The sequence below is a fragment of the Streptomyces sp. NPDC001100 genome (genome assembly GCF_053598575.1).
Window position 1 is genome coordinate 204,201 of sequence record NZ_JBSFKO010000003.1, and the last position, 22,011, is coordinate 226,211.

Sequence of the window (22,011 nt, forward strand, 5' to 3'; positions counted from 1 at the left end):
GCACCGGAATGACGGGGGTTTTCCGGGGGTTCACGGTGGGGTGCCGGGGGTGTGTGAGGTGAGGTGACCTGCGCGTTCGGCGTTCACAGTGAAGCCGGTCACACTGCCGGCGGCGAACCGCGGTGGGTTACGGCGCGTCTGTGACTGTCGAAACCGAACAGCGAGGGGCCCCCGTTGATACGTCTGATGCGTCGCCCGAGACTTCGCCGACCCCGGCTGCCACGCACGCGTGCCGGGTGGCGACAGCTCGTGCAGGGGGTCGCCCTCGGGTGCGTCCTCGCGCTGCTTCCGGCGACCTGGCTGTGGGTGTCGACGGCGGACCGGCTGCGGACCCTTCAGGACGCGCCGCGCACCGATGTGGCCGTGGTCTTCGGCGCCGGGCTGTGGGACGGCGAGCCGTCGCCGTATCTCGCGCACCGGCTGGACGCGGCGGCCACGCTGTACCGGGAGGGCCGGGTGAAGGTCGTCCTGGTGACCGGTGACAACAGCCGCAAGGACTACGACGAGCCGGACGCGATGCGCGTCTACCTGGCGAAGCACGGGGTGCCCCGCGCGCGCGTGGTCACCGATTACGCCGGCTTCGACACCTGGGACTCCTGCGTCCGCGCCAAGAAGATCTTCGGCGTCGGCAGGGCCGTGCTCATCAGCCAGAGGTTCCACATCCGGCGGGCGGTCGCGCTGTGCGAGGCGGCGGGGGTCGACTCGTACGGCGTCGGGGTCGACGAGGCGCACAACGCGACCTGGTACTACGGCGGCACCCGCGAGGTGTTCGCGGCGGGCAAGGCGGCGCTGGACGTGGCGATCCGTCCCGATCCGCAGTTCCTGGGGCCGAAGGAGAAGGGGGTCGCGCGGGCGCTGGCCTCCGGAGGCAACTGAGGATCGTTCAACAATCGTTCAGCGGCGGTGGCGCCAGTCGCCGCCCTCGATCAGTTTGCCGTGGGCGTGGAGGGCTGCGGTGACGGCGGCGGACGCGAAGTACACCCACGCGCGTACCGCCGTGCCGTCGGCGTCGCGGGTCACCGGGCGTTCGACGCGCTCGTAGAGGTTGCGCGGGTCGCCGGGCGCGTAGTCCTCAAGCCGGTCGAGGGCCAGGAGGAGTCGGGGGTAGGACTCCCGGCGCGCGGTGACGAGTTCGCCGACGACCACCGAGCCGGGGTCCTCGACGGCGTACGGGTAGCCGGGGCCCTCGTAGAGGACGGCACCGTGCAGGCGCCCCGGTTCCTCCGACTCCGTGTGGCCGCGCAGGAAGTGGTCGTGGTTGGGCTCGCCGGGGCGGAGGGTGCCGTAGACGAAGAACGGGAGGGATGTCACTCGGCCTCCTGGAGTCCGGAAGTCTTTGCACGCGCTATGGACATGACATGTCATGACCCTTTAAATCTCATTCAACATCAACGCGGCCCCCACGCCCCCCACTTGCGTTCTTGAGGAGACCGATGAGTCGGACACGGCACGTTCATGGTTCCCGTCTCGCCACGGCCGGTATCGCGGCCGGCGCCGCGACCCTGCTGGCCGCCACCCTCTCCCCCACCGCCCACGCCGTCGACCGGCCGACCCGGTCCACCGCGATCGCGAACGCCGCCTCCGCGCTGCTGGCCCATGCCACGAGTCTGGGGCTGACCGCCTCGGAGGGCACGTCGGTCCGGGACGTGATCGTCGACCCGGACGGCACACAGCACGTCCGCTACGACCGGACGTACCGTCAACTCCCCGTACTCGGCGGTGACTTCGTGGTGCACCTGGCTCCGAACGGGAGTTACCGGAGCGCCGACCGCGCGACCCGCGCCTCCATGTCCCTGGCGACCGTCACGCCGAAGGTGGCCGCTCCGAAGGCGGCGGACCTGGCGGTGAACGCGCTGCGGGCCGCGCATCTCGGCGAGGCGCTCAAGAGCGTGACCGCCAAGCCCCAGCTGATAGTCGACGCCCTCCACGGCGCCCCGAAGCTCGCCTGGCGGACCAATGTCGTCGCCAAGGACTCGCTCGGCAACCCGGTCGCCCGAACCGTGCTGACCGACGCCCGCACCGGCGCCCGGATCGACGCCTGGGACAGCGTGGAGACGGCGACCGGCGACGGGCAGTCGCTGTACAGCGGGACGGTGCCGCTGGAGACGACGCTGTCGGGATCGACGTACCAGCTCAAGGACGCCTCGCGCGGCGGGACCTACACCGGTGACGCGGCGAACAAGACCGATCTGTGCATCCTCGGCATCTGCATCAGCCGGGCGCCGTCCACGGTGTTCACCGACACCGACAACCACTGGGGCACGGGGGCGACTTCGGACCGTTCGTCGGCCGCGGTGGACGCGCAGTACGGCACGAACGAGACCTGGGACTACTACAAGAACGTGCACGGCCGCAACGGCATCGCGGGCGACGGCAAGGGTTCGTACAACCGGGTCCACTACGGCAACAGCTACAACAACGCCTTCTGGGACGACAGTTGCTTCTGCATGACGTACGGCGACGGTGACGGGACGCAGCTCGGTCCGCTGGTGGCGCTGGATGTCGCCGGGCACGAGATGACGCACGGGGTCACCTCGAAGACGGCGGCGCTGACGTACTCGGGCGAGTCCGGCGGGCTCAACGAGGCGACCTCCGACATCATGGGCACGCTGGTGGAGTGGTACGCCAACAACGCGTCCGACCGGGGGGATTACCTCATCGGCGAGAAGATCGTGCGGTCCGGCTTCGGGCGGTCGGCGCTGCGGTACATGGACAAGCCGTCCAAGGACGGGAACTCCGCGGACTGCTGGAGTTCGACGGTCGGGAATCTGGACGTCCACTACTCGTCGGGCGTCGCGAACCACTTCGCGTATCTCCTCGCGGAAGGCAGCGGCGCGAAGACGATCAACGGGGTCGACTACAACTCCCCCACCTGCAACGGCTCTTCGGTCGGCGGGATCGGCCGGGACAAGCTGGGGGCCATCTGGTACCGGGCGCTGACGGTCTACATGACGTCCTCGACGAACTACGCCGGGGCCCGCACGGCGACGCTGAACGCGGCCAAGGACCTCTACGGGACCGGAAGTTCGGAGTACAACGCGGTGGCCGCGGCCTGGAGCGCGGTCAACGTGGGGTGAGACCCGGGTCACATGCGTCCATGTCACAGGGGAACGGGCCGTCTCGTCTCGTGGGTGTAGCCACTGACGACGACGGCCCACGGAGGGCACCATGGACGCACGACTCAACTACCTCGCCAGCGCGACCGCGAGCAAGGCCGCCAAGCAGTTCATGGCGGTCGGCAGGTCCCTCAAGAACTCTGAACTGCCCGCTCTGACCCAGGAGTTGGTGGCGCTGCGGGTCAGCCAGATCAATGGCTGCGCCGTCTGCGTCGACATGCACACCAAGGAGGCCGTCGCGGCCGGCGAGACCTCGGTGCGGCTGAACCTGGTCGCGGTGTGGCGCGAGGCCACGGTCTTCACCGAGGCCGAACGGGCCGCGCTGGAACTGGCGGAGGAGGGGACCCGGGTCGCGGACGCGGCCGGCGGGGTGAGCGACGAGGTGTGGGCGCACGCCGCCAAGCACTACGACGACGAGCAACTCACCGCGCTGGTCATCCTGGTCTCCTTCATGAACTCGGTGAACCGGCTGAACATCATCACCCGCCAACCGTGCAAGGGCGACTACGAGCCCGGCCTCTTCGGCTGAACCCCACACCCGCACCCGCACCGGCCAGGACAGGGAGAGCCCGCGTGAGCGAAACCGACCGGAAGGCCCAGGAGTTCGAGGAGCTGCGACCGCTGCTGTTCTCGATCGCCTATCGGATCCTGGGCAGTGTGGGCGAGGCCGAGGACGCGGTGCAGGAGACCTGGCTGCGCTACGACGGCTCGGCGACCCGGCCCACCTCGACCAAGTCGTTCCTGTCGGCCACGGTCACGCGGATCTCCATCGACGTCCTGCGTTCGGCGCGGGTACGGCGGGAGGAGTACGTCGGGCCGTGGTTCCCGGAGCCGCTCCTGAGCGACCCGTACCAGGATCCGGCGCGGTCGGTGGAGCTCGCCGACTCGGTGTCGATGGCCGCGCTCCTGCTGCTGGAGCAACTCAGCCCGCTGGAGCGGGCGGTGTTCGTGCTGCGGGAGGTGTTCGCCTTCGGCTTCGACGAGATCGCCACGACCGTGGGGCGTTCGGAGTCGGCGTGCCGGCAACTGCTGGTGCGGGCCCGGCGGCACATGGCGGACAGGCGGCCCCGGTTCGCCGCGGACCGGCAGGAGCGGCAGGAGCTGGCGACCCGGTTCTTCGACGCGCTGAAGGACGGTGACGTGGGCGGGCTGCGTGAACTGCTCGCCGCCGACGTGCAGTTCGTCGGGGACGGCGGCGGAAAGGCACCGCAGCTGGCCAGGGCCGTCATGGGCGCGGAGAACGTGGCCCGGGTGCTCGGCATGGTCTTCCCCTGGCTGATCCGGATCGACGTGTCGTTCGAGCCGCACGAGGTCAACGGCCAGCCCGGCGCGCTCTTCCGCGACCGCGACGGCAAGGTGCTCCACACCCTGGCCCTCGACGTCCTCGACGGACAGATCCAGACCATCCGCGCGGTGATCAACCCCGACAAGCTCACCCACCTCGGCCCGGTCGCCGACGCCTGGGCCGTCGACCGCGAGCTGAGGCACGCCAGGCGGCGCACGGACTGACGGACCGGCCGGGTCGGCAGCGCCACGCGCGACCGGCCGGGTCGGCAGCGCTACGCGGAGTACGGCCGCGCCTCCCGCGCTTCCTTCAACGCCCTTCCCCACCACACCAGTTGGTCGAGCATCGCCTTCGCCGCCGCGTCCGGGGCGGCGGGGTCCTTGAGGAGGCCGCGGTCGTCGAAGGACGCGCCCGCGTTGTGGAAGGAGACGGTGTCGCGGACCGTGACGGCGTGCAGTTCGGCGAAGACCTGGCGGAGGTGTTCCACCGCGCGCAGGCCGCCCGCGAGGCCGCCGTAGGAGACGAGCGCGACGGGCTTGGCGCGCCACTCGGTGTAGTGCCAGTCGATCAGGTTCTTGAGGCCGGCCGGGAAGGAGTGGTTGTACTCGGGGGTGAGGACGACGAAGGCGTCGGCCGAGGCGAGTTTCGGGGTGATGGAGGCGAGGGCGCCGGTCGCCTCCGGGGTAAGGGCGAGGGTCGTGGGCAGGTGGCCGGTGTCGGCGACGTCGACGACCTGGAGGGCGAGGTCGGCGCGGTCCTCGACGTGGGTGAGGAGCCAGTCGGCGACGACCGGGCCGAAGCGGCCGTGGCGGTTGCTGCCGATGACGACGGTCAGGGTCAGAGGAGCGGTCTCGGTGTCCATGCCTGGCAGCCTGGTACCTCAACCATTCTTGAGGTCAAGCCCGACCGTCCGTCACCCGTTCACACGCTCGGCGTGCGCTCTTCGGGTACTCCTTCGGGACGGGGCCGTCGAACCCCCATGACCTGCTGAAACAGCGAGGAAACGGGCCGCCGCGACCGCTCCCTGACACCCATTCACCACACTTCTGACGCGCGCTCAGGAAGCGGGCTCGGCCCGGTGCCACTTACCTCGGAAGGGCAGCCAACCACAGCTCGGAGGAGCACCGATGCGTCGTACGGCCCGTCTGTTGACCGGTACCGCGCTCGCCGTCGCCGCCGCCGGTCTCGCGACCGCACCGGCGTACGGCGGCGAGACCGGCAGCCTGGAGGTGTTCCCGTCGAGCGCCGTGCCGGGCGGCGACGTCACCGTCAACACGGCCGCGTGCGGCGACGGCGGTACGGCGGCCGGGGACGCCAGCGCGGTGGGCGCCGGCACGTTCACGCTGGCGCCGAGCACGCACGAGGGCGACGCGATCGGGCAGTTCAAGGTGCCGCCGAGCGCGCAGCCGGGGACGTACGAGATCGTCGCGAAGTGCACGGACGGCAAGCAGGTCTCCGGCGATCTGATGGTGACGCTGGCCTCGATGCGGCAGCAGGTGCAGCCGCGCGGAAGTGTGAAGACGGGGGTCGGTGGCGCCCTGGGCCCCGACCCCGTGCAGACCGCGGCCGGTGTGGCGGCTCTCGCCGTCGCCGCCGCGGGCGGTACCTGGCTCCTGCATCGCCGGGCGAGAGGCGACGGGATCTGACGGACACCCTCCGCTGTCCGTCCGCCGGTACCGCAAGTCCCCTCCCCCTCCGGGTCCGACGCCCCTCGTGACCCGGAGGGGGCGCGGGGCAGGCCCTGGTCACTGGAGAGGGGTGCGTGATGCGTCGTCGTAGATTCGGCAACACCGCGATAGGGGCCGTCACCGTGGGCGCCCTGTGCACGGGCGCGTGGCTGCTGACCAGTGGCGGCGAGACGAACGCGCCGCCGCAGCCGTCCGCCGCCGAGGCCCGCCCCGACCCGGCCGCCGAACGCGCCGCGGCCCGTGCGCTGCCGCCGTCGCCGCCGGACCGCATCCGTATCCCGGCCATCCATGTGGACGCCCCGCTGATGGGCCTCGGACTGACGAGCACCGGGAGCCTGGACGTGCCCCCGGCCGCGAAGAAGAACCTCGCCGGCTGGTACGAGTCCGGCACCACTCCCGGTGAGACCGGCACGGCGGTCGTCGCGGGTCATGTCGACAACGCCGACGGACCCGCCGTCTTCTACGACCTCGGCGCCCTGAAGAAGGGCAACACCGTCGAGCTGGACCGGCTGGACGGCACCGTCGCGCTGTTCACGGTCGACGCGGTCGAGGTGTACCAGGCCAGCCGCTTCCCCGACCAGAAGGTCTACGGCGCCGCCGGGCGGCCCGAGTTGCGGGTGATCACGTGCGGGGGCGGCTACTCGCGGTCCACGGGCTATCAGGGGAACGTCGTCGTGTTCGCGCACCTGACGGGCAGTCGCTAGTCCCCAAGTCCCGTTACGGGACGCCGAGTTCGAAGAGGGCGTAGCCCGCGTACGAGCCCGAGGCCAGGGCCGCCATGCCCAGCAGCGTGCACAGGTGGGCGAGGCTCAGGCGGCAACGCCCTTGTTCTTCTGCGTAGTTGCCGTGACCGTGGCCGAACTCCCGGTCGTGGTGGGCCCCGTGGGAGTGTCCGAGGTCGTGGCGCCGGGATTGGCGAGGGATGTCGTGGCGGACGAGGTGGGCGGAGCGGTCGGGGTCTCCCCCGGTGTCGGGGCCGAGCCGGTGGACGTCGGGCTCGTCGCCGGCCGGGGGTGGGGCTCGGCGGGCTGGACCCGGGTCGGGCCGGCGGGCACCAGGAGCAGCCCGATGCCGACGCCGACGACGGCCAGGGCGCAGCCGACGGTCCTGCGCACCATCCTGGTCCGGCGACGGACACGTACTCCCTCGTGGAGACGTTCGCGGTGGCGCGGCTCGAAGGGGACGGGCTCGTGCGTGTCGCGCATCAGCCGCGCCAACTGCCGTTCGAACGGATCCATTTGATCCATGGGGTCCTCCTTCACCGCGTCGGCTCGATGGCGTCGGTCAGGATCTGCCGCAGCCGCGCCACACCACGGGAGGCGTGGGAGCGCGCGGTACCCACCGGGCATCCGAGCGCCTCCGCGACCTGGCCCTCGGGCAGGTCCTGGTAGTAGCGCAGCACCACGGCCGCGCGCTGGTTCGGCGACAGCTGGGCGAGCGCGGCCTCCAGCCGGGACCGTTCCGCCACATCGGCGGACACGTCCCCGGTCATCGCCCCCTCGGGCAGCCGCTCGACCGGACGTTCACCCCACCAGCGCCGCCGGCCCGCACGCGCCGCCGCGCGGACCATCACCTTGCGGACGTATGCCTCCGGCGCGTCCTGGGAGACCTTCGGCCAGACGAACCAGAGCTTGACCAAGGACTCCTGCGCCAGATCCTCGGCCCGGTGCCGGTCACCGCCGACGAGCAGACGCGCGAGGTGGAGGAGTACCGACCAGCGGGCCGCCACGAACTCCTCGAACTCACCCGCCTGACCCTGCTCGATGCGCACTGTCTCTGCTCCCACTGGTTGCCTACGCCAGGTAAAAGGCGGTGGGCGGCCTTCCGCGATGCACCTGCGCTGCATGATCTGGATCACGGGGGGGTGTGCTGCAGACTCCGGGACAGGATGGGCGGGTGATCGACTACGACGACGAGGCGCGGGACCACGACATGTCCCGAGGCGGTGAGCCCGGGGCCCGGGCCGCGGCGGACGCGGTGGAGGCAGTGCTGCCGTTCACCTGGCGCCGGGCCACGTACGCGCCCGCCTTGCAGGCGTGGCCCTGCGCCGAGTGGGCTTGCTCTTTGCCGAGCTCAGCGCCCGCTCTCCAGATACCGGAGCACCGCGAGCACCCGTCGGTTCCCCGTCTCCGACGGTGGCAGGTCGAGCTTGGTGAAGATGTTGGCGACGTGCTTCTCGACCGCGCGCTCGGAGACGGTGAACGCGGTGGCGATCGCGTGGTTGGTGCGGCCCTCCGCCATCAGGGCGAGGACCTCGCGTTCGCGGGGGGTGAGGGTGTCGAGGGCGGTGGACCGGCGAGCGGCGCCGAAGAGTTGGGCGACGACCTCGGGGTCGAGGGCGGTGCCGCCGGCGGCGACGCGTTCCAGGGCGCCGACGAACTCGCCGATGTCGACGACCCGTTCCTTGAGGAGATACCCGAACCCGGCCGGGTTGCCGAGGAGTTGGGCCGCGTGGGTCGTCTCGACGTACTGCGAGAACAGCAGCACGCCCATCGCGGGGTACCGCTCCCGCAGTCGTACGGCCGCCCGTACGCCCTCGTCGGTCTGGGTGGGCGGGAGGCGGATGTCGACGACGGCGACGTCAGGGGCGTGGGTCGCCACCGCGGTCAGCAGGGACTCCGCGTCGCCGACCGCCGCGGCCACCTCCACGTCCCGCAGCTGGAGCAGCTGGACCAGGCCGTCGCGCAGGAGGGCCGAGTCCTCGGCGATGACGACGCGCATGCCACTCCGTTCGGATGTGAGGTCATGTGTGGGGCAGTTCGACCGTGACCACCGTAGGGCCTCCGCGCGGGCTGTCGCAGGTCAGTGTGCCGTCGACGGTACGGACCCGGGCCAGCAGGCCGGTGAGACCGGACCCGGCGCCGAGCCTCGCGCCGCCCTGTCCGTCGTCGGTGACGCGCAGCCGCAGGACTCCGTCGCGGGCGGTGACGTCGACGGCGGCGGCCGTGGCCCGGGCGTGTTTCGTCGCGTTGGCGAGCAGCTCGGCGGCGCAGAAGTAGGCGATGGTCTCGACGGCCGGGGTGGGGCGGGTGCCGATGTCGGTGGTGAGGGTGACGGGGAGCGCGCTGTCGGCGGCGAGGGTGGTGAGCGCGGCGCGGAGGCCTTCGTCGAGTACGGGCGGATGGATGCCCTTGACCAGGTGGCGCAGGTCGGTGATGGCCTGGGTGGCGTTGCCCCGGGCGGTGTCGACCACGGCGAGGACTCGGTCGGGTGCGGCCTCCGTGGTCACCAGTTCGCGGATCACGGTGAGCTGCATGGCGAGCGAGACCAGCCGGGCCTGGGTGCCGTCGTGCAGATCGCGTTCGATACGGCGGAGGGTGGCGGCGGCATCGTCGACGGCCCGGGCGCGGGTCTCCTCCAGGGTGCGGATCCGGCGGGTCGCCGCGTCGGGGCCGAGCAGCACCGTCAGCAGCGCGCGGTGCGGGCCCAGGGCGTAGCGGAGGAGTACGGGCGCGAGGGCCAGCAACAGCAGTCCGGCCGTGAACGGGATCAACCACCGTGGCCAGGAGTCGAGTTGGAAGCCGAAGAACTCCAGCGACACATGGCGCGCGGAGCCGTCGGTGGCGCTGTGCACCGTGTCGTAGTTCCAGCGTTTGAGCAGCGGGTGCAGGGTGAGCAGGACGCCGTAGACGTATCCGACGACGACGGCCGCGTACGCGAAGACGGCAGTGAACGGGGTCAGCAGCGCGCAGCCGGCGGCCCGCCAGCCCGCGCGGTCCAGCAGGACGCCCCGGCGCCAGCCGAGGAGCCCGCTGCCACCGGGTGTGCCCGGCGGTTCGATCTCCAGTCCGAGCAGCCGCCGCGCGAGCGCCCGCTGCAGCGCGCCGAGCGCCAGCGCGCCCCGCACGGTGACGGCCAGCAGCCACAGCCCGAGCGTGGTCACCGACAGCGCCCCGCCGAACGCCAGCCCGACGAGGGTGAGGAAGAAGCCGGCCAGGGCGAGCGGGAGGGCGAGCACGCCGTAGAGGACGGCGGCCAGCGCGCGGCGGCCGAAGGTGGCGACGGCGAGCGTACGGAGGCGGGAGCGGAGGCTCGGCATGGGATCAACCTAGGAGAGGAGCGACCTGGCGACACGGAGCTGTACGGCGGTGAGGCCCCGCACCAGCCACGGCATCAGCAGCAGGAAGCCGATGCCGCCCAGGACGGCGTGGAAGGCCCAGGCCCCGGCGAAGGTGGGGCCGCCCCAGGCGCCGGCGTAGTCGTCGCCCGCGCGCAGCGGCCAGCCGAGGTTCATGGGGACGATCGCCCAGCCGTAGACCGTGACGAAGGCGGTGAGGAGGTTGAGGGGGGTGGCGAGGAGGGCGTGGCGCAGGCCGCCGCGCCGCGCGGCGCCCGGCATGTCCGTGTCGATGTCCGTGTCGAGGAAGCGGCGGACCAGGCCCCGCTGCCGGCGGGCCGTGGGGGCGCCGAGGAGGCCGAGCGGGACACAGGCCAGCCCGACCGGGAGGGCGAGCAGCGCGTAGGCGGTGCGACGCCACGTCCCGGCGGTGAAAGGCTCCCGCACGACCCGCCAGATCCGCACCGCCGCCGTGTCGCGAACCTGCACATGACGAACACTGTCCATGGGGCTTCCTCCTGGCTGTGGCCTGCGACGAGCTGCCGAAGAACCGATGTCTCCAGCGTTCCGCCGCCGGCCGCCGTACACGATGGTGCCTGCACGGAAGCGCGGGGTTCGGTTAACCGAACCGGGACGGATCCACCCGCCCTCACACTCCGCCCCCGGCGCGCACCCGGAACCCTCACACCCCCCGCGCGCTCCCGCTGAGGGCAGCGTTCCTCACGGGAAACAGATGTGATGCGGTCGGGTAACACCGACGTCGCAGGCTCCTGGACATGACCTCGAATCCGCGTGTGGTGCCCACCATCGTGCTCGTCGGCCACGGCATGGTCGGTCAGCGCTTCCTCGAAGCGCTCGCCGAGCGCGGCCTGACCGCCACGCACCGTGTGGTCGTACTGTGCGAGGAGCCGCGCCCGGCCTACGACCGCGTCCAGCTCACCTCGTACTTCTCGGGCCGCACCCCCGAGGAACTGTCGCTCACGGACGCGGAGTTCATCAAGGACCACGGCATCGAGCTGTACGTCGGCGACCCGGCGGAGACGATCGACCGGGCGGCGAAGACGGTAACGGCCCGCTCCGGGCTGGTAGTCGAGTACGACGCCCTCGTGCTCGCCACCGGCTCCTACCCGTTCGTGCCTCCCGTCCCGGGCAAGGACTCCGACGGCTGCTTCGTCTACCGCACGATCGAGGACCTCCTCGCGATCGAGGCGTACGCGAAGTCGCGGGCCACCACGGGGGCGGTGGTCGGCGGCGGGCTGCTCGGCCTGGAGGCCGCCGGTGCGCTCAAGGGGCTCGGACTGGCCACGCACATCGTGGAGTTCGCGCCCCGGCTGATGCCGGTGCAGGTCGACGAGGGCGGTGGCGCGGCCCTGCTGCGCACCATCGAGGACATGGGTCTGACGGTCCACACGGGGACCGGTACGCAGGAGATCGTGGCCGGCGCGGACGGGGCCGTCGTCGGCATGAAGCTGTCGGACGGCTCCGAACTCGCCACGGACATGGTGGTGTTCAGCGCCGGTGTCCGCCCCCGCGACCAACTCGCCCGGGAATCGGGGCTGTCGGTCGGCGAGCGCGGCGGCATCACGGTCGACGAGCAGTGCCGTACGGTCACCGACCCGCACGTCTTCGCGATCGGCGAGTGCGCGCTGGCGGCGGACGGCCGGGTCTACGGCCTGGTGGCGCCCGGCTACGAGCAGGCGGAGACGGTCGCGGCGACCATCGCTCAGGACGAATCGGCGTTCACCGGCGCCGACTTGTCCACCAAGCTGAAGCTGCTCGGCGTGGACGTGGCGTCCTTCGGCGACGCGCACGGCGCCACCGCGGACTGCCTCGACGTCGTCTACTCCGACGCGCGGGCCGGGACGTACAAGAAGCTGGTGATCGGCCGGGGCGGCGAGCTGCTGGGCGGCATCCTGGTCGGCGACGCGGAGGCCTACGGCACGCTGCGCGCGTTCACGGGGTCCGTACCGCCGGTCTCCCCCGAGCAGTTGGTGCTGCCGGCCGGTTCCGGGGGCGCCGTCCAGCTCGGCCCCTCCGCGCTGCCCGACGAGGCGGTGATCTGCTCCTGCCACAACGTCACCAAGGGCACGATCCGCGGGGCGGTCACCGAGCACTCCTGCACGAGCGTGCCCGAGGTGAAGAAGTGCACCAAGGCCGGTACCGGCTGCGGGAGTTGCGTCAAGGTCCTCGGCCAGCTGGTCACCGCCGAGCTGGAGGCGAGCGGCATCGAGGTCGACAAGGGCCTGTGCGGCTGCTTCGCGCAGACCCGCGAGGAGCTGTACGAGATCGCCCTCGCGCTGCGCATCACCTCCTACCAGGACCTGTTGGACCGCTACGGCCGTGCCGACGCCCGGGGCGGCGACGGCTGCGAGATCTGCAAGCCGACGGTCGCCTCCATCGTCGCGTCCCTCGCCCCGACGATCGGCGCGAGCGGCTATGTCCTGGACGGCGAGCAGGCGGCCCTCCAGGACAGCAACGACCACTTCCTCGCCAACCTCCAGAAGAACGGCTCCTATTCGATCGTGCCGCGCATCCCCGGCGGCGAGATCACCCCCGAGAAGCTCATCGTGATCGGCGAGGTGGCCCGCGACTTCGGCCTCTACACGAAGATCACCGGCGGTCAGCGCATCGACCTCTTCGGCGCCCGGGTCGAGCAACTCCCGCTGATCTGGGCGAGGTTGGTGGACGCCGGCTTCGAGTCCGGCCACGCCTACGGAAAGGCCCTGCGCACGGTGAAGTCCTGCGTCGGCCAGACCTGGTGCCGCTACGGCGTCCAGGACTCCGTCCGGATGGCGATCGACCTGGAGCTGCGCTACCGCGGACTGCGCTCCCCCCACAAGCTCAAGTCGGCGGTCTCCGGCTGCGCCCGCGAGTGCGCCGAGGCCCAGTCCAAGGACTTCGGCGTCATCGCCACCGCCAACGGCTGGAACCTCTACGTAGGCGGCAACGGCGGCGCGACCCCGCGCCACGCGGACCTGCTGGCCCAGGACCTGTCCGACGCCGAACTGGTGCGCCTGATCGACCGGTTCCTGATGTTCTACATCCGTACGGCCGACCGCCTGGAGCGTACGAGCGTGTGGCTGGAGCGGATCCCGGGCGGCCTGGACCACATCCGGGACGTGGTCGTCGAGGACTCGCTCGGCATCTGCGAGGAGCTGGAGTCGCTGATGGCCGCGCATGTCGCCGGGTACCGCGACGAGTGGGCCGAGACCATCAACGACCCCGAGAAGCTGGGCCGGTTCGTGTCCTTCGTGAACGCGCCGGACACCCCGGACCCGGTCGTCGGCTTCGTCCCCGAGCGCGACCAGATCAAGCCCGACCTGCCGCTGCTGACCATCGGCATGCGGCCCCAGCAGACCGCAGACGTCCTGGAAGGAAGCGCCCAGCGATGACCCTGGCTCCCGAGACGACCGACCTGAAGGTCCAACTCAGGCTCGAAGAGGGCTGGTTCGCGGTCTGCGACCTCAACCGGCTCCTCCCCGGCCGCGGAGTCGCGGCCCTGCTGCCGGACGGCCGCCAGGTCGCCCTGTTCCGCGACCGCTCCGGCACCCTCTACGGCATCGACAACCGCGACCCCTTCAACGGCGCGGCCGTCCTCTCCCGCGGCCTCACCGGCACCCACCAGGGCCGCCCGTTCGTCGCCTCCCCGCTGCTCAAGCAGCGCTTCGACCTGATCTCCGGGGAGTGCCTGGACGACGCGTCGGTGCGGGTGGAGACGTACGAGGTGCGGGCGGGGTGAGACCGAATCGACCGCGCTGCTTGAGGAGTTGAGGACGGCTCGGGGAGCGCAGGCGCGCAGTGTCGCCGTCGCCCGCCCGGAGGGGTTCGCCCGACGGCCGGCGCCCCGGGCGGTCGTCGACTTCCTGCGCGAACACCCCGACACGACCTTCCGCGTGGACGTGGTCGACCGCCAGGAGGCGACGCGTCGCGTGGTCGAGGGGCTCGCCGATGTCGCCGTGACGTACACGATGGACCCGCAGCACGACGTCCGTGTCGAGTGCGCGGTCGTGGTCCCCGTGGCCGCGATCGTCCCGCTCGGCCATGAACTCGCCGACCGCGACCGCATCGGCCTCGCCGACCTCTGCGCCTACCCGCTCGCCCTGGCCTCGCCGGGCACCAGTCAGCGTGAACTCTTCGACATCGGCACCGAGTTGGAGGGGATCACGGTCCGCCCCGCGCTGGTCTGCGACAGTCTCGCCCCGCAGTACGAGTTCGTCCGCGCAGGAGGCGGCCTCGCCCTGGTCGGGGACCTCGGCGACATCGGGCAGGACACGGCGGCCGAGGGCGTGTCCTACGTCCCCGTCGACCACCCGGTGTTCCGGCAGCGCGAGGCGCAGGTGCAGACGGCGACGGGGCTCCGCCCGTCCTGGCCGGCGTCCCAGTTCACCGAACTGCTGGTGGGGGCGCTGCGGCAGGGCTGGCCATCCTGACGTTCTTTCTTGACCGTTCGTTCCAACTGGATCTAGGCTGCGACACATGGCCAGGACCAAGGAGTTCGACCCCGAGGCCGCACTGCGGGCAGCCCTGGAGCTGTTCTGGCGGCGCGGCTACGAGGCGACGTCGATGTCCGATCTCGTCGAGCACCTCGGCATCGGCCGGGCCAGCATCTACGCGACCTTCGGCAGCAAGCACGAGCTGTACCTGAAGGCACTGGAGAGCTACGACCGGGCCGGACTCACGCCGATGGTGCGGGAGTTGTCCCAGCCGGGCCCCGCACTGCCGCCCCTACGAGCGATCGTACGGCGGTATGCGGCCGAGGCGGCGGACGAGCAACTACGGCCGCTGGGCTGCCTGGTGACCAACACGGCGGCCGAACTCGCCCCGCACGACCGGGCCGCGACCCGGCTGGTCGAGCGCAACTGGGACCAACTGGAGGCCGTACTGCGGTCGGCGCTGGTGCGGGCCCAGGCACAGGGCGAGTTGCCCGCCGACCGCGATCCGCTCCCCCTCGCGCGCATGCTGCTGGTGCTGATGCAGGGGCTGCGGGTGGTCGGCCGGGCGTCCGGGGACCCGGCGCGGGTGCGGGACGCGGCGGAGCAGGCGTTGGCGCTGCTGGACTGAGGCCTCGGGTGGCGCAGGGCACCTTTTCATGTCCCCATACTGAACCGATCGTTCTGGAAAGAGGCTCGTTCATGAGCAACCGCTTCTCCGGCAGGACCACACTCGTCACCGGGGCCGGGTCCGGGATAGGACGCGCCATCGCCCTCGCGTTCGCGGCGGAAGGGGCGAACGTCGTCGTGGCCGGGCGGCGACGGGGGCCGCTGGACGAGACTGTCGCCCTGATCGAGGCCGGGGGCGGTGACGGCGCCGGGCTCGGGAAGGCCTTCGCGGTGAGCGCCGATGTATCGAAGGCCGCCGACGCGGACGACCTGGTGCGGGCGGCCGTCGACCGGTACGGCTCGCTCGACGTGGCCGTCAACAACGCGGGCGTCTTCCGGGGCGGGCGGCCCCTCGCCGACCTCACCGAGGAGGACTGGCGCACCCAGCTCGACATCAACGTGACCGGCGTGTTCCTGGCCCTGCGCGCCCAGATCGCGCGGATGCGGGCCCAGCCGTCCGGCGGTGCGATCGTCAACGTGGCGTCCACCTTCGGCGTGCACACCAGCAGCCCCGGGGCCGCCGCCTACGCCGCGTCCAAGGCCGCGGTCGCCGTGCTCAGCAGGGGTGCCGCCGTGGACCACATCCGTGAGGGCGTCCGTATCAACGTGGTCAGCCCCGGCGCCACCGACACCCCCATGTCCCTGCGCCCCGGCGAGACGGAGACCGACCGCGCCGAACGCGTACGGGCCACGCTCCCCCTCGGCCGTATCTCCGCCACGGCCGAAATCGCCGCCGCGGTCCTCTACTTGGCCTCGGACGACGCGGCGTCGGTGGTGGGCACGGATCTGGTGGTGGACAGCGGAGCGACGGCCTGAACACCCGCCCCTACGGCTTGAGTTGGTCGTAGACGACCCCCGTCAGCTCCTCCGAGGCCGCCCAAAGCCGTTGCCCCATCGCGTCGTTGAGGGTCCACGGCGCCCGCCAAGAGCGGGCCGGTGCCCCACGCCACATCACGACTCGCGGACCGTAGAAGGAATCCGGGCGTACGTCGGGCGCGGTCGCCGCATACAGGGAGGGCAGCGCGCCGGCCTCCGCGGACTGGGCGAAGACGCGATTACCGAGTTCCATGGCCCGCTCCGCACCCCTGCGTCCCTCCACCCGCGGCCCGGCGGTCTGGAGGTTGGTGGCGGCGTACCCGGGATGGGCGGCGGTGGCGACCACCCCCGAACCGACTGCCGCGAGCCGCCGCGCCAACTCGTGCGTGAAGAGCAGATTGGCGGTCTTGGAACGGGAGTACGCGGTCCAACGACCGTACCGCCGCTCGCTGTTGAGGTCGCCGATGTCGATGTTGGCGAGCGTGTGCATGAAGCTGGAGACGGTGACGATCCGCGCGTCCGGCGCGTCGAGCAGCGCCGGCAGCAGCAACCCGGTCAACGCGAAGTGCCCGAGGTGGTTGACACCGAAGTGCGTCTCGAAGCCGTCCACCGTCGCGCCGTACGGCATCGCCATCACGCCCGCGTTGTTGACGAGCAGATCGAGCCGCTCGTACTGGAACGTGGCCGCGAACTCCCGTACGGAACCCAGGTCCCCGAGGTCCAGCCGCCCGAACTGCGCCCCGGCGCCCGGCACTTCGGCGACGATCCGGTCCGCGGCCGCACTCCCCCGCGCCGCACTCCGACACGCGAGCACGACCCGGGCCCCCTTGCGCGCCAGCTCCCGCGCGGTGACGTACCCGATGCCGCTGTTGGCCCCGGTGACGACGGCGACCCGACCGCCCTGATCGGGCACGGCCTTCTCGTTCCAACCGGACATGGACGGCTCCTCCCGTCGACGCGTGAACGCCGGTGCACGAAGAGCGTACGAGAGCAGGACCGGCCCCGCGCCCCCACGCCGCGTGACCTGCCCGTCACAGACCATCACAGGTTGGTCACTCCCCCTTCACGTATCCCGCCCCGGCGTTACGTTCCAGGCCACACCAGACACAGGGGGACGAGATGACTCATCCGTACGCGATGCCACCCGTACCACCGGCTCCCCGGCCGGACCGCCCCGCACCCCGCTGGGCCCGCAAGCGGTATGTGCTCCCGGCCCTCGCGCTGGCCCTCTTCATAGGCGCGGGCATCGGCGCATCCGGCCAGGACACGAAGAAGAACACGACGGCGGACGCGAAGCCGGCGGCGGCGAAGCCCCAGCCGACGATGACGATCACGGCGACCACAACGGAGACGGCGACTCCGTCACCCGCACCCACGGTGACCGCGACGAAGACCGTGAAGGTCACGAAGACGGTCACGGCTGAGGCGGCAGCGGGGAGCGGTTCGGGTTCCGGTTCCGGGTCCGGGTCCGGGTCCGGCGACAGCGGCTCAAGTTCCGGCGGAGGCGGCAGCACCTACTACGCGAACTGCACTGCCGCCCGCGCCGCCGGTGTCACGCCCCTCTACCGGGGCGACCCGGGCTACGACTCCCACCTGGACCGGGATGGGGACGGGGTTGCTTGCGAGTAACGGCCCATGACGGCAGCGGAGAAGGTACGGGCAGGCGTCCGCCCGCTCTGCGTCGCATGATCATTCACGCGCGCAGGGCCAACCCGCCACGATCCGCCTCATGTTGCAGCTGAGCGCGCACGCCACCCATGGCGGTCGGATGTTCCTGCGGTTCTGGGATGCAGGCGCGCTGACCATGGGGTCGGTGTTGGCATCGGAGAATGGCTCCGATGCAATTCGGCTTGTCCTAACGGCGACGGCAGCGCAACTCCTGCGCGCCCCCACCCAAGTCGCTTCGGGACGAAGATCTCCGGAGCTCCAGGCTCGCAAAGCCGGCAGGCGTGATGCAGGCCTTGCGAGTCGGACGCTCCCACGGTCAGGCCAGCGCGGGCATGAAGCCGCCGCGGGCGGTGCCCGAGGACAGCAGGGCAGTCCAGTCGAGTGCCTGGGGCAGGTGGTCCAAGGACGGCACGACCGCCCCGCCGGCCTGCTCGGCATCCGCGCACCAGTCGCCCATGGCGCCGGATGCCCTGCCGTCGTCGGCCCCGCCGACCACCGGTGCGGCGAGAGCGGGGACGATAAGCCCGTGGTCCCCGGGTCCGTCCACCACGCACAGGGTGAGTCGGGGAACGATGCTCCAGCCCTCGCACAAGGGCACCGTCCCGTCCGACGCGGTCAGCACCGGCAAGGCATCGTGGACAGGCGCGTCGGCCAGCAGGAGCACGGGCGTGACACCACGGACGAACAGCGTGTTCTCGGGATCCAGCAGCACGGGGCCACTCTCTCAGGCCAGGTCATCGGAGCCGCAGTGGGGTACCGAGTCCGCGGAAGTCCGATCGAACCGATCGAACTCCTAAAGCGGTTGTCCACTGCGGAGTTGATCCTCAACGATCCGCCGCACAACAGCGAAGCGCTCGTCCTGGCGAGTCCCACCTGCCAGATCACTCAGGGCATACGCCGTGTACACGAACCCGTCCGTCGTGTGGAACCGCGCACCCCAGTTGCCGAGGCTCACCGCACTGACACGCGACCACGGCAGACGCTGAGTGCCCCAGGGGTTCACCATGACGATCATGTCCGTCGCGAGTTCCAGGCGTATGCGCAGCAGCCCCCACCAGGCGAAGAGCCCGAACCCCAGCGCGACGGCAGTAGCGATCCCTGCGGAGCCCACGGAGCCCGCGTCCGGATGCGAGAGCATGCCCAGCCAGACGGACAACGCCCCGCACGCCGGGCCGGCAGCCAGCACGTAGCCCATGAGCCGGCCGGACCAGCCGACCCGCCACTCCCCGATGACGCCGTCTCGCACATCGTCCACGGTGCGAATGATCCTCGCCCGTACCTCACAACGGAACACACAGAGGGGCGGCATCCCCGCACAGGATGCCGCCCCTCCTTCGTGATCCGGAACCGCCGCCCATCGGTGAGGGTCGGGGACAGGCGACGGTTCCGGCGTTCAGTGGGCGTATGACCTTACGGCTGTACGGCCGTATGACCTGCCAGCGGTCGGTCCTACGCCCCCTACGACCTACCGGTGATCGCTCCCCTGAGCCACCGAAGCCGCCCGCCCCGCCTCAAGTCGCGCCACCGGAATCCGGAACGGCGAGCACGACACGTAGTCGAGCCCGACCTCGTGGAAGAAGTGGACCGACTCGGGGTCGCCGCCGTGTTCGCCGCAGACGCCCAGCTTCAGGTCCGGGCGGGTCTCGCGGCCCGCCTTCGCCGCGAGCTTGACCAGCGAACCCACGCCGTCCCTGTCGATGGTCTCGAAGGGGCTGACTCCGAAGATGCCCTTCTCCAGGTAGGCGGTGAAGAAGGAGGCCTCTACGTCGTCGCGGCTGAAGCCCCAGACCGTCTGGGTGAGGTCGTTCGTGCCGAAGGAGAAGAACTCCGCCGCCTCCGCGATCTGGCCCGCCGTCAGGGCCGCGCGCGGGAGTTCGATCATCGTGCCGATGGACAGTTTCAGTGACGTGCCCGTCGCCGCCTCCACCTCCGCGATGACCTGGTCGGCCTCCTCGCGGACGATCTCCAGTTCCTGGACCGTGCCGACCAGCGGGATCATGATCTCGGCGCGCGGGTCGCCCTTCGCCGCCTTGCGTTCGGCGGCGGCCTCGGCGATCGCCCTCACCTGCATCGTGAACAGGCCCGGGATCACCAGGCCCAACCGGACACCCCTCAACCCCAGCATCGGGTTCTGCTCGTGCAGGCGGTGGACCGCCTGGAGGAGGCGGAGGTCGTTCTCGTGGGACTCCTGGCGGGACTCCGCGAGCGCTACTCGGACCGACAACTCCGTGATGTCCGGCAGGAATTCGTGCAGCGGCGGGTCCAACAGGCGGACCGTCACCGGGAGTCCGTCCATCGCCTTGAACAGCTCTACGAAGTCGGCCTTCTGGAGCGGGAGAAGCGCCTTGAGGGACTCCTCGCGTTCGGTGTCCGTGTCGGCCAGGATCAGGCGTTCCACCAGTTCCCGGCGGTCGCCGAGGAACATGTGCTCCGTACGGCACAGGCCGATGCCCTGGGCGCCGAAGCGGCGGGCGCGCAGCGCGTCCTCGGCGTTGTCCGCGTTGGCGCGCACCCTCAACCGCCGTACGCGGTCCGCGTATCCGATGATCCGGTGCACCGCCTCGACGAGTTCGTCCGCGTCGTCGGCGCCCGCGTGCATGCGGCCCTCGAAGTACTCCACGACCGGGGACGGGACGACCGGGACCTCACCGAGGTACACCTTGCCGCTGGAACCGTCGATGGAGATGACGTCGCCCTCCTCGACGACGTGTCCCCCCGGCACGACCATCCGGCGGCGCTTGGTGTCGACCTCAAGCTCCTCGGCGCCGCAGACGCACGTCTTGCCCATGCCGCGTGCGACGACGGCCGCGTGGGACGTCTTGCCGCCGCGGGACGTCAGGATGCCCTCCGCCGCGATCATGCCGTCGAGGTCGTCGGGGTTGGTCTCACGGCGGACCAGGATGACCTTCTCGCCCGAACGCGACCACTTCACCGCGGTGTACGAGTCGAAGACCGCCTTGCCGACCGCCGCGCCCGGCGAGGCCGCGATGCCCCGGCCGACCTGCTGGACCTTCGCGTCCTCGTCGAAGCGCGGGAACATCAGCTGCGCCAACTGGGCGCCGGTGACGCGCTGGAGGGCCTCCGCCTCGTCGATCAGGCCCTGGTCGACCAGTTGGGTCGCGATGCGGAAGGCCGCACCCGCCGTCCGCTTGCCCACCCGCGTCTGGAGCATCCACAACTGGCCGCGCTCGATGGTGAATTCGATGTCGCAGAGATCCTTGTAGTGGTTCTCCAGGGTCTTCATGATCTGCATCAGCTGGTCGTACGACTTCTTGTCGATCTGCTCCAGCTCCGCGAGCGGGACGGTGTTGCGGATGCCGGCCACGACGTCCTCGCCCTGCGCGTTCTGCAAGTAGTCGCCGTAGACGCCCTGGTGGCCGCTGGCGGGGTCGCGGGTGAAGGCGACGCCGGTGCCGGAGTCGGGGCCGAGGTTGCCGAAGACCATCGAGCAGACGTTGACGGCGGTGCCGAGGTCGTGCGGGATGCGTTCCTGGCGGCGGTAGAGCTTGGCGCGGTCGGTGTTCCAGGAGTCGAAGACCGCGTGGATGGCGAGGTCCATCTGCTCGCGCGGGTCCTGTGGGAAGTCGCGTCCGGCCTCGGTCTTGACGATCCGCTTGAAGCGGGTGACCAGCTTCTTCAGGTCGGCCGCGTCCAGTTCGGTGTCGACGGTGACCTTCTTGGCCTCCTTGGCCTTGTCGAGGGCTTCCTCGAAGAGGTCGCCGTCGACGCCGAGGACGGTCTTGCCGAACATCTGGATGAGGCGGCGGTACGAGTCCCACGCGAAGCGCTCGTCGCCTGCCTGCTTCGCCAGGCCCTGCACGGACTTGTCGGAGAGGCCGATGTTCAGGACGGTGTCCATCATGCCGGGCATGGAGAACTTCGCCCCGGAACGGACCGACACGAGGAGGGGGTTGTCGGCCTGCCCCAGCTTCTTGTCCATCGTCGACTCCAGCGCGTCGAGGTGCGCACTCACCTCGTCACGCAGTGCCGCCGGCTCCTCGCCACTGTCGAGGTAGGTCTTGCACGCCTCGGTGGTGATGGTGAAGCCGGGGGGCACGGGAAGGCCCAGGTTGGTCATCTCGGCGAGGTTGGCACCCTTGCCGCCGAGAAGGTCCTTGAGGTCCTTGTTTCCCTCGGTGAAGTCATAGACGAACTTCGCTACGTGGGGTTCTTTGTTTTCCGACACGGGTCTCGACTCCTCGGGACGCGGGTGGCTGCCCTGACGGCCAGGAACATACCCAGATCGAAGGCGTCTGGGTACGTCCACTTGCATGTCATGCGT

Annotated in this window: 23 protein-coding genes; 12 read left to right on the forward strand and 11 right to left on the reverse strand. The window is 70.9% G+C overall.

Translation table 11 applies throughout. The features are described from left to right. Positions 1–186: 186 nt before the first annotated feature. On the forward strand, positions 187–876 hold the full coding sequence (locus tag ACWDEW_RS05430; RefSeq protein WP_450509853.1) for a SanA/YdcF family protein: 690 nt from the start codon (positions 187–189) through the stop codon (positions 874–876). 18 nt (positions 877–894) lie between these two features. On the opposite strand, the gene ACWDEW_RS05435 is transcribed toward ACWDEW_RS05430, so the two are convergent. After that, positions 895–1,311: a gamma-glutamylcyclotransferase family protein gene (locus ACWDEW_RS05435; RefSeq protein ID WP_450509855.1), complete on the reverse strand. Its 417-nt coding sequence runs from the start codon at positions 1,309–1,311 to the stop codon at positions 895–897. 122 nt (positions 1,312–1,433) lie between these two features. Between ACWDEW_RS05435 and ACWDEW_RS05440 the strand changes: the two genes are divergently transcribed. From ACWDEW_RS05440 to ACWDEW_RS05450, 3 genes are all read left to right on the forward strand, one after another. Beyond that, on the forward strand, positions 1,434–3,077 hold the full coding sequence (locus tag ACWDEW_RS05440) for a M4 family metallopeptidase (RefSeq protein ID WP_450509857.1): 1,644 nt from the start codon (positions 1,434–1,436) through the stop codon (positions 3,075–3,077). Positions 3,078–3,168: 91 nt separating this feature from the next. Then, a complete protein-coding gene (locus ACWDEW_RS05445; RefSeq protein ID WP_450509859.1) occupies positions 3,169–3,645 on the forward strand; it encodes a carboxymuconolactone decarboxylase family protein in 477 nt (158 codons plus the stop codon). Between the two features lie 44 nt (positions 3,646–3,689). Then, positions 3,690–4,625: an RNA polymerase sigma-70 factor gene (locus tag ACWDEW_RS05450; protein WP_450509861.1), complete on the forward strand. Its 936-nt coding sequence runs from the start codon at positions 3,690–3,692 to the stop codon at positions 4,623–4,625. Between the two features lie 50 nt (positions 4,626–4,675). Here ACWDEW_RS05450 and ACWDEW_RS05455 read toward each other — a convergent pair whose 3' ends face one another. Continuing rightward, positions 4,676–5,263 (reverse strand): NADPH-dependent FMN reductase, encoded by a 588-nt coding sequence (locus tag ACWDEW_RS05455; protein ID WP_450509863.1) that lies wholly within the window; start codon positions 5,261–5,263, stop codon positions 4,676–4,678. A gap of 265 nt (positions 5,264–5,528) precedes the next feature. Here ACWDEW_RS05455 and ACWDEW_RS05460 point away from each other — a divergent pair, with 265 nt between their 5' ends. Both ACWDEW_RS05460 and ACWDEW_RS05465 read left to right on the forward strand, forming a co-directional pair. Next, positions 5,529–6,047, forward strand: a complete 519-nt coding sequence (locus ACWDEW_RS05460; RefSeq protein WP_427922634.1) for a hypothetical protein — start codon at positions 5,529–5,531, stop codon at positions 6,045–6,047. A 119-nt stretch (positions 6,048–6,166) separates the two neighbouring features. Then, positions 6,167–6,793: a class F sortase gene (locus ACWDEW_RS05465; RefSeq protein WP_450509865.1), complete on the forward strand. Its 627-nt coding sequence runs from the start codon at positions 6,167–6,169 to the stop codon at positions 6,791–6,793. Positions 6,794–6,898: 105 nt separating this feature from the next. On the opposite strand, the gene ACWDEW_RS05470 is transcribed toward ACWDEW_RS05465, so the two are convergent. The 5 genes from ACWDEW_RS05470 to ACWDEW_RS05490 all read right to left on the reverse strand — a co-directional run bounded on the left by ACWDEW_RS05470 (position 6,899) and on the right by ACWDEW_RS05490 (position 10,653). Then, a complete protein-coding gene (locus ACWDEW_RS05470; protein WP_450509867.1) occupies positions 6,899–7,336 on the reverse strand; it encodes a cellulase in 438 nt (145 codons plus the stop codon). 11 nt (positions 7,337–7,347) lie between these two features. Further along, on the reverse strand, positions 7,348–7,854 hold the full coding sequence (locus ACWDEW_RS05475) for a SigE family RNA polymerase sigma factor (RefSeq protein WP_450510161.1): 507 nt from the start codon (positions 7,852–7,854) through the stop codon (positions 7,348–7,350). A 308-nt stretch (positions 7,855–8,162) separates the two neighbouring features. Continuing rightward, positions 8,163–8,810: a LuxR C-terminal-related transcriptional regulator gene (locus tag ACWDEW_RS05480; RefSeq protein ID WP_450509869.1), complete on the reverse strand. Its 648-nt coding sequence runs from the start codon at positions 8,808–8,810 to the stop codon at positions 8,163–8,165. A 22-nt stretch (positions 8,811–8,832) separates the two neighbouring features. Next, on the reverse strand, positions 8,833–10,128 hold the full coding sequence (locus ACWDEW_RS05485) for a sensor histidine kinase (RefSeq protein WP_450509871.1): 1,296 nt from the start codon (positions 10,126–10,128) through the stop codon (positions 8,833–8,835). 9 nt (positions 10,129–10,137) lie between these two features. Beyond that, positions 10,138–10,653, reverse strand: coding sequence for a hypothetical protein (locus ACWDEW_RS05490; RefSeq protein ID WP_450509873.1), 516 nt, complete (start codon positions 10,651–10,653; stop codon positions 10,138–10,140). A 269-nt stretch (positions 10,654–10,922) separates the two neighbouring features. Here ACWDEW_RS05490 and nirB point away from each other — a divergent pair, with 269 nt between their 5' ends. The 5 genes from nirB to ACWDEW_RS05515 all read left to right on the forward strand — a co-directional run bounded on the left by nirB (position 10,923) and on the right by ACWDEW_RS05515 (position 16,061). Next, positions 10,923–13,538: a nitrite reductase large subunit NirB gene (gene nirB, locus ACWDEW_RS05495; protein ID WP_450509875.1), complete on the forward strand. Its 2,616-nt coding sequence runs from the start codon at positions 10,923–10,925 to the stop codon at positions 13,536–13,538. Next, positions 13,535–13,885, forward strand: a complete 351-nt coding sequence (gene nirD, locus ACWDEW_RS05500; protein ID WP_450509877.1) for a nitrite reductase small subunit NirD — start codon at positions 13,535–13,537, stop codon at positions 13,883–13,885. Before nirB ends, nirD begins: the two co-directional genes overlap by 4 nt. Before the next feature lie 28 nt (positions 13,886–13,913). Next, entirely contained in the window at positions 13,914–14,576 is a 663-nt protein-coding gene (locus tag ACWDEW_RS05505; RefSeq protein ID WP_450509878.1) for a LysR substrate-binding domain-containing protein, read from the forward strand. 46 nt (positions 14,577–14,622) lie between these two features. Next, positions 14,623–15,207 carry a TetR/AcrR family transcriptional regulator gene (locus tag ACWDEW_RS05510; RefSeq protein ID WP_450509880.1) on the forward strand — a complete coding sequence of 195 codons (585 nt, stop codon included), beginning with the start codon at positions 14,623–14,625 and terminating at the stop codon, positions 15,205–15,207. A 71-nt stretch (positions 15,208–15,278) separates the two neighbouring features. Beyond that, entirely contained in the window at positions 15,279–16,061 is a 783-nt protein-coding gene (locus tag ACWDEW_RS05515; RefSeq protein ID WP_450509881.1) for an SDR family NAD(P)-dependent oxidoreductase, read from the forward strand. 10 nt (positions 16,062–16,071) lie between these two features. Here the strand turns inward: ACWDEW_RS05515 and ACWDEW_RS05520 are convergent, their stop codons facing one another. After that, positions 16,072–16,998, reverse strand: coding sequence for an oxidoreductase (locus ACWDEW_RS05520; protein WP_450509883.1), 927 nt, complete (start codon positions 16,996–16,998; stop codon positions 16,072–16,074). Positions 16,999–17,180: 182 nt separating this feature from the next. Between ACWDEW_RS05520 and ACWDEW_RS05525 the strand changes: the two genes are divergently transcribed. Beyond that, positions 17,181–17,690: an excalibur calcium-binding domain-containing protein gene (locus tag ACWDEW_RS05525; protein WP_450509885.1), complete on the forward strand. Its 510-nt coding sequence runs from the start codon at positions 17,181–17,183 to the stop codon at positions 17,688–17,690. A gap of 355 nt (positions 17,691–18,045) precedes the next feature. Here ACWDEW_RS05525 and ACWDEW_RS05530 read toward each other — a convergent pair whose 3' ends face one another. The 3 genes from ACWDEW_RS05530 to ppdK form a co-directional block, all read right to left on the reverse strand. Further along, a complete protein-coding gene (locus tag ACWDEW_RS05530; protein ID WP_450509887.1) occupies positions 18,046–18,441 on the reverse strand; it encodes a hypothetical protein in 396 nt (131 codons plus the stop codon). Between the two features lie 81 nt (positions 18,442–18,522). Continuing rightward, entirely contained in the window at positions 18,523–18,984 is a 462-nt protein-coding gene (locus tag ACWDEW_RS05535; RefSeq protein ID WP_450509889.1) for a hypothetical protein, read from the reverse strand. 210 nt (positions 18,985–19,194) lie between these two features. Beyond that, positions 19,195–21,915 carry a pyruvate, phosphate dikinase gene (gene ppdK / locus ACWDEW_RS05540; RefSeq protein WP_381248332.1) on the reverse strand — a complete coding sequence of 907 codons (2,721 nt, stop codon included), beginning with the start codon at positions 21,913–21,915 and terminating at the stop codon, positions 19,195–19,197. Positions 21,916–22,011 lie beyond the last annotated feature (96 nt).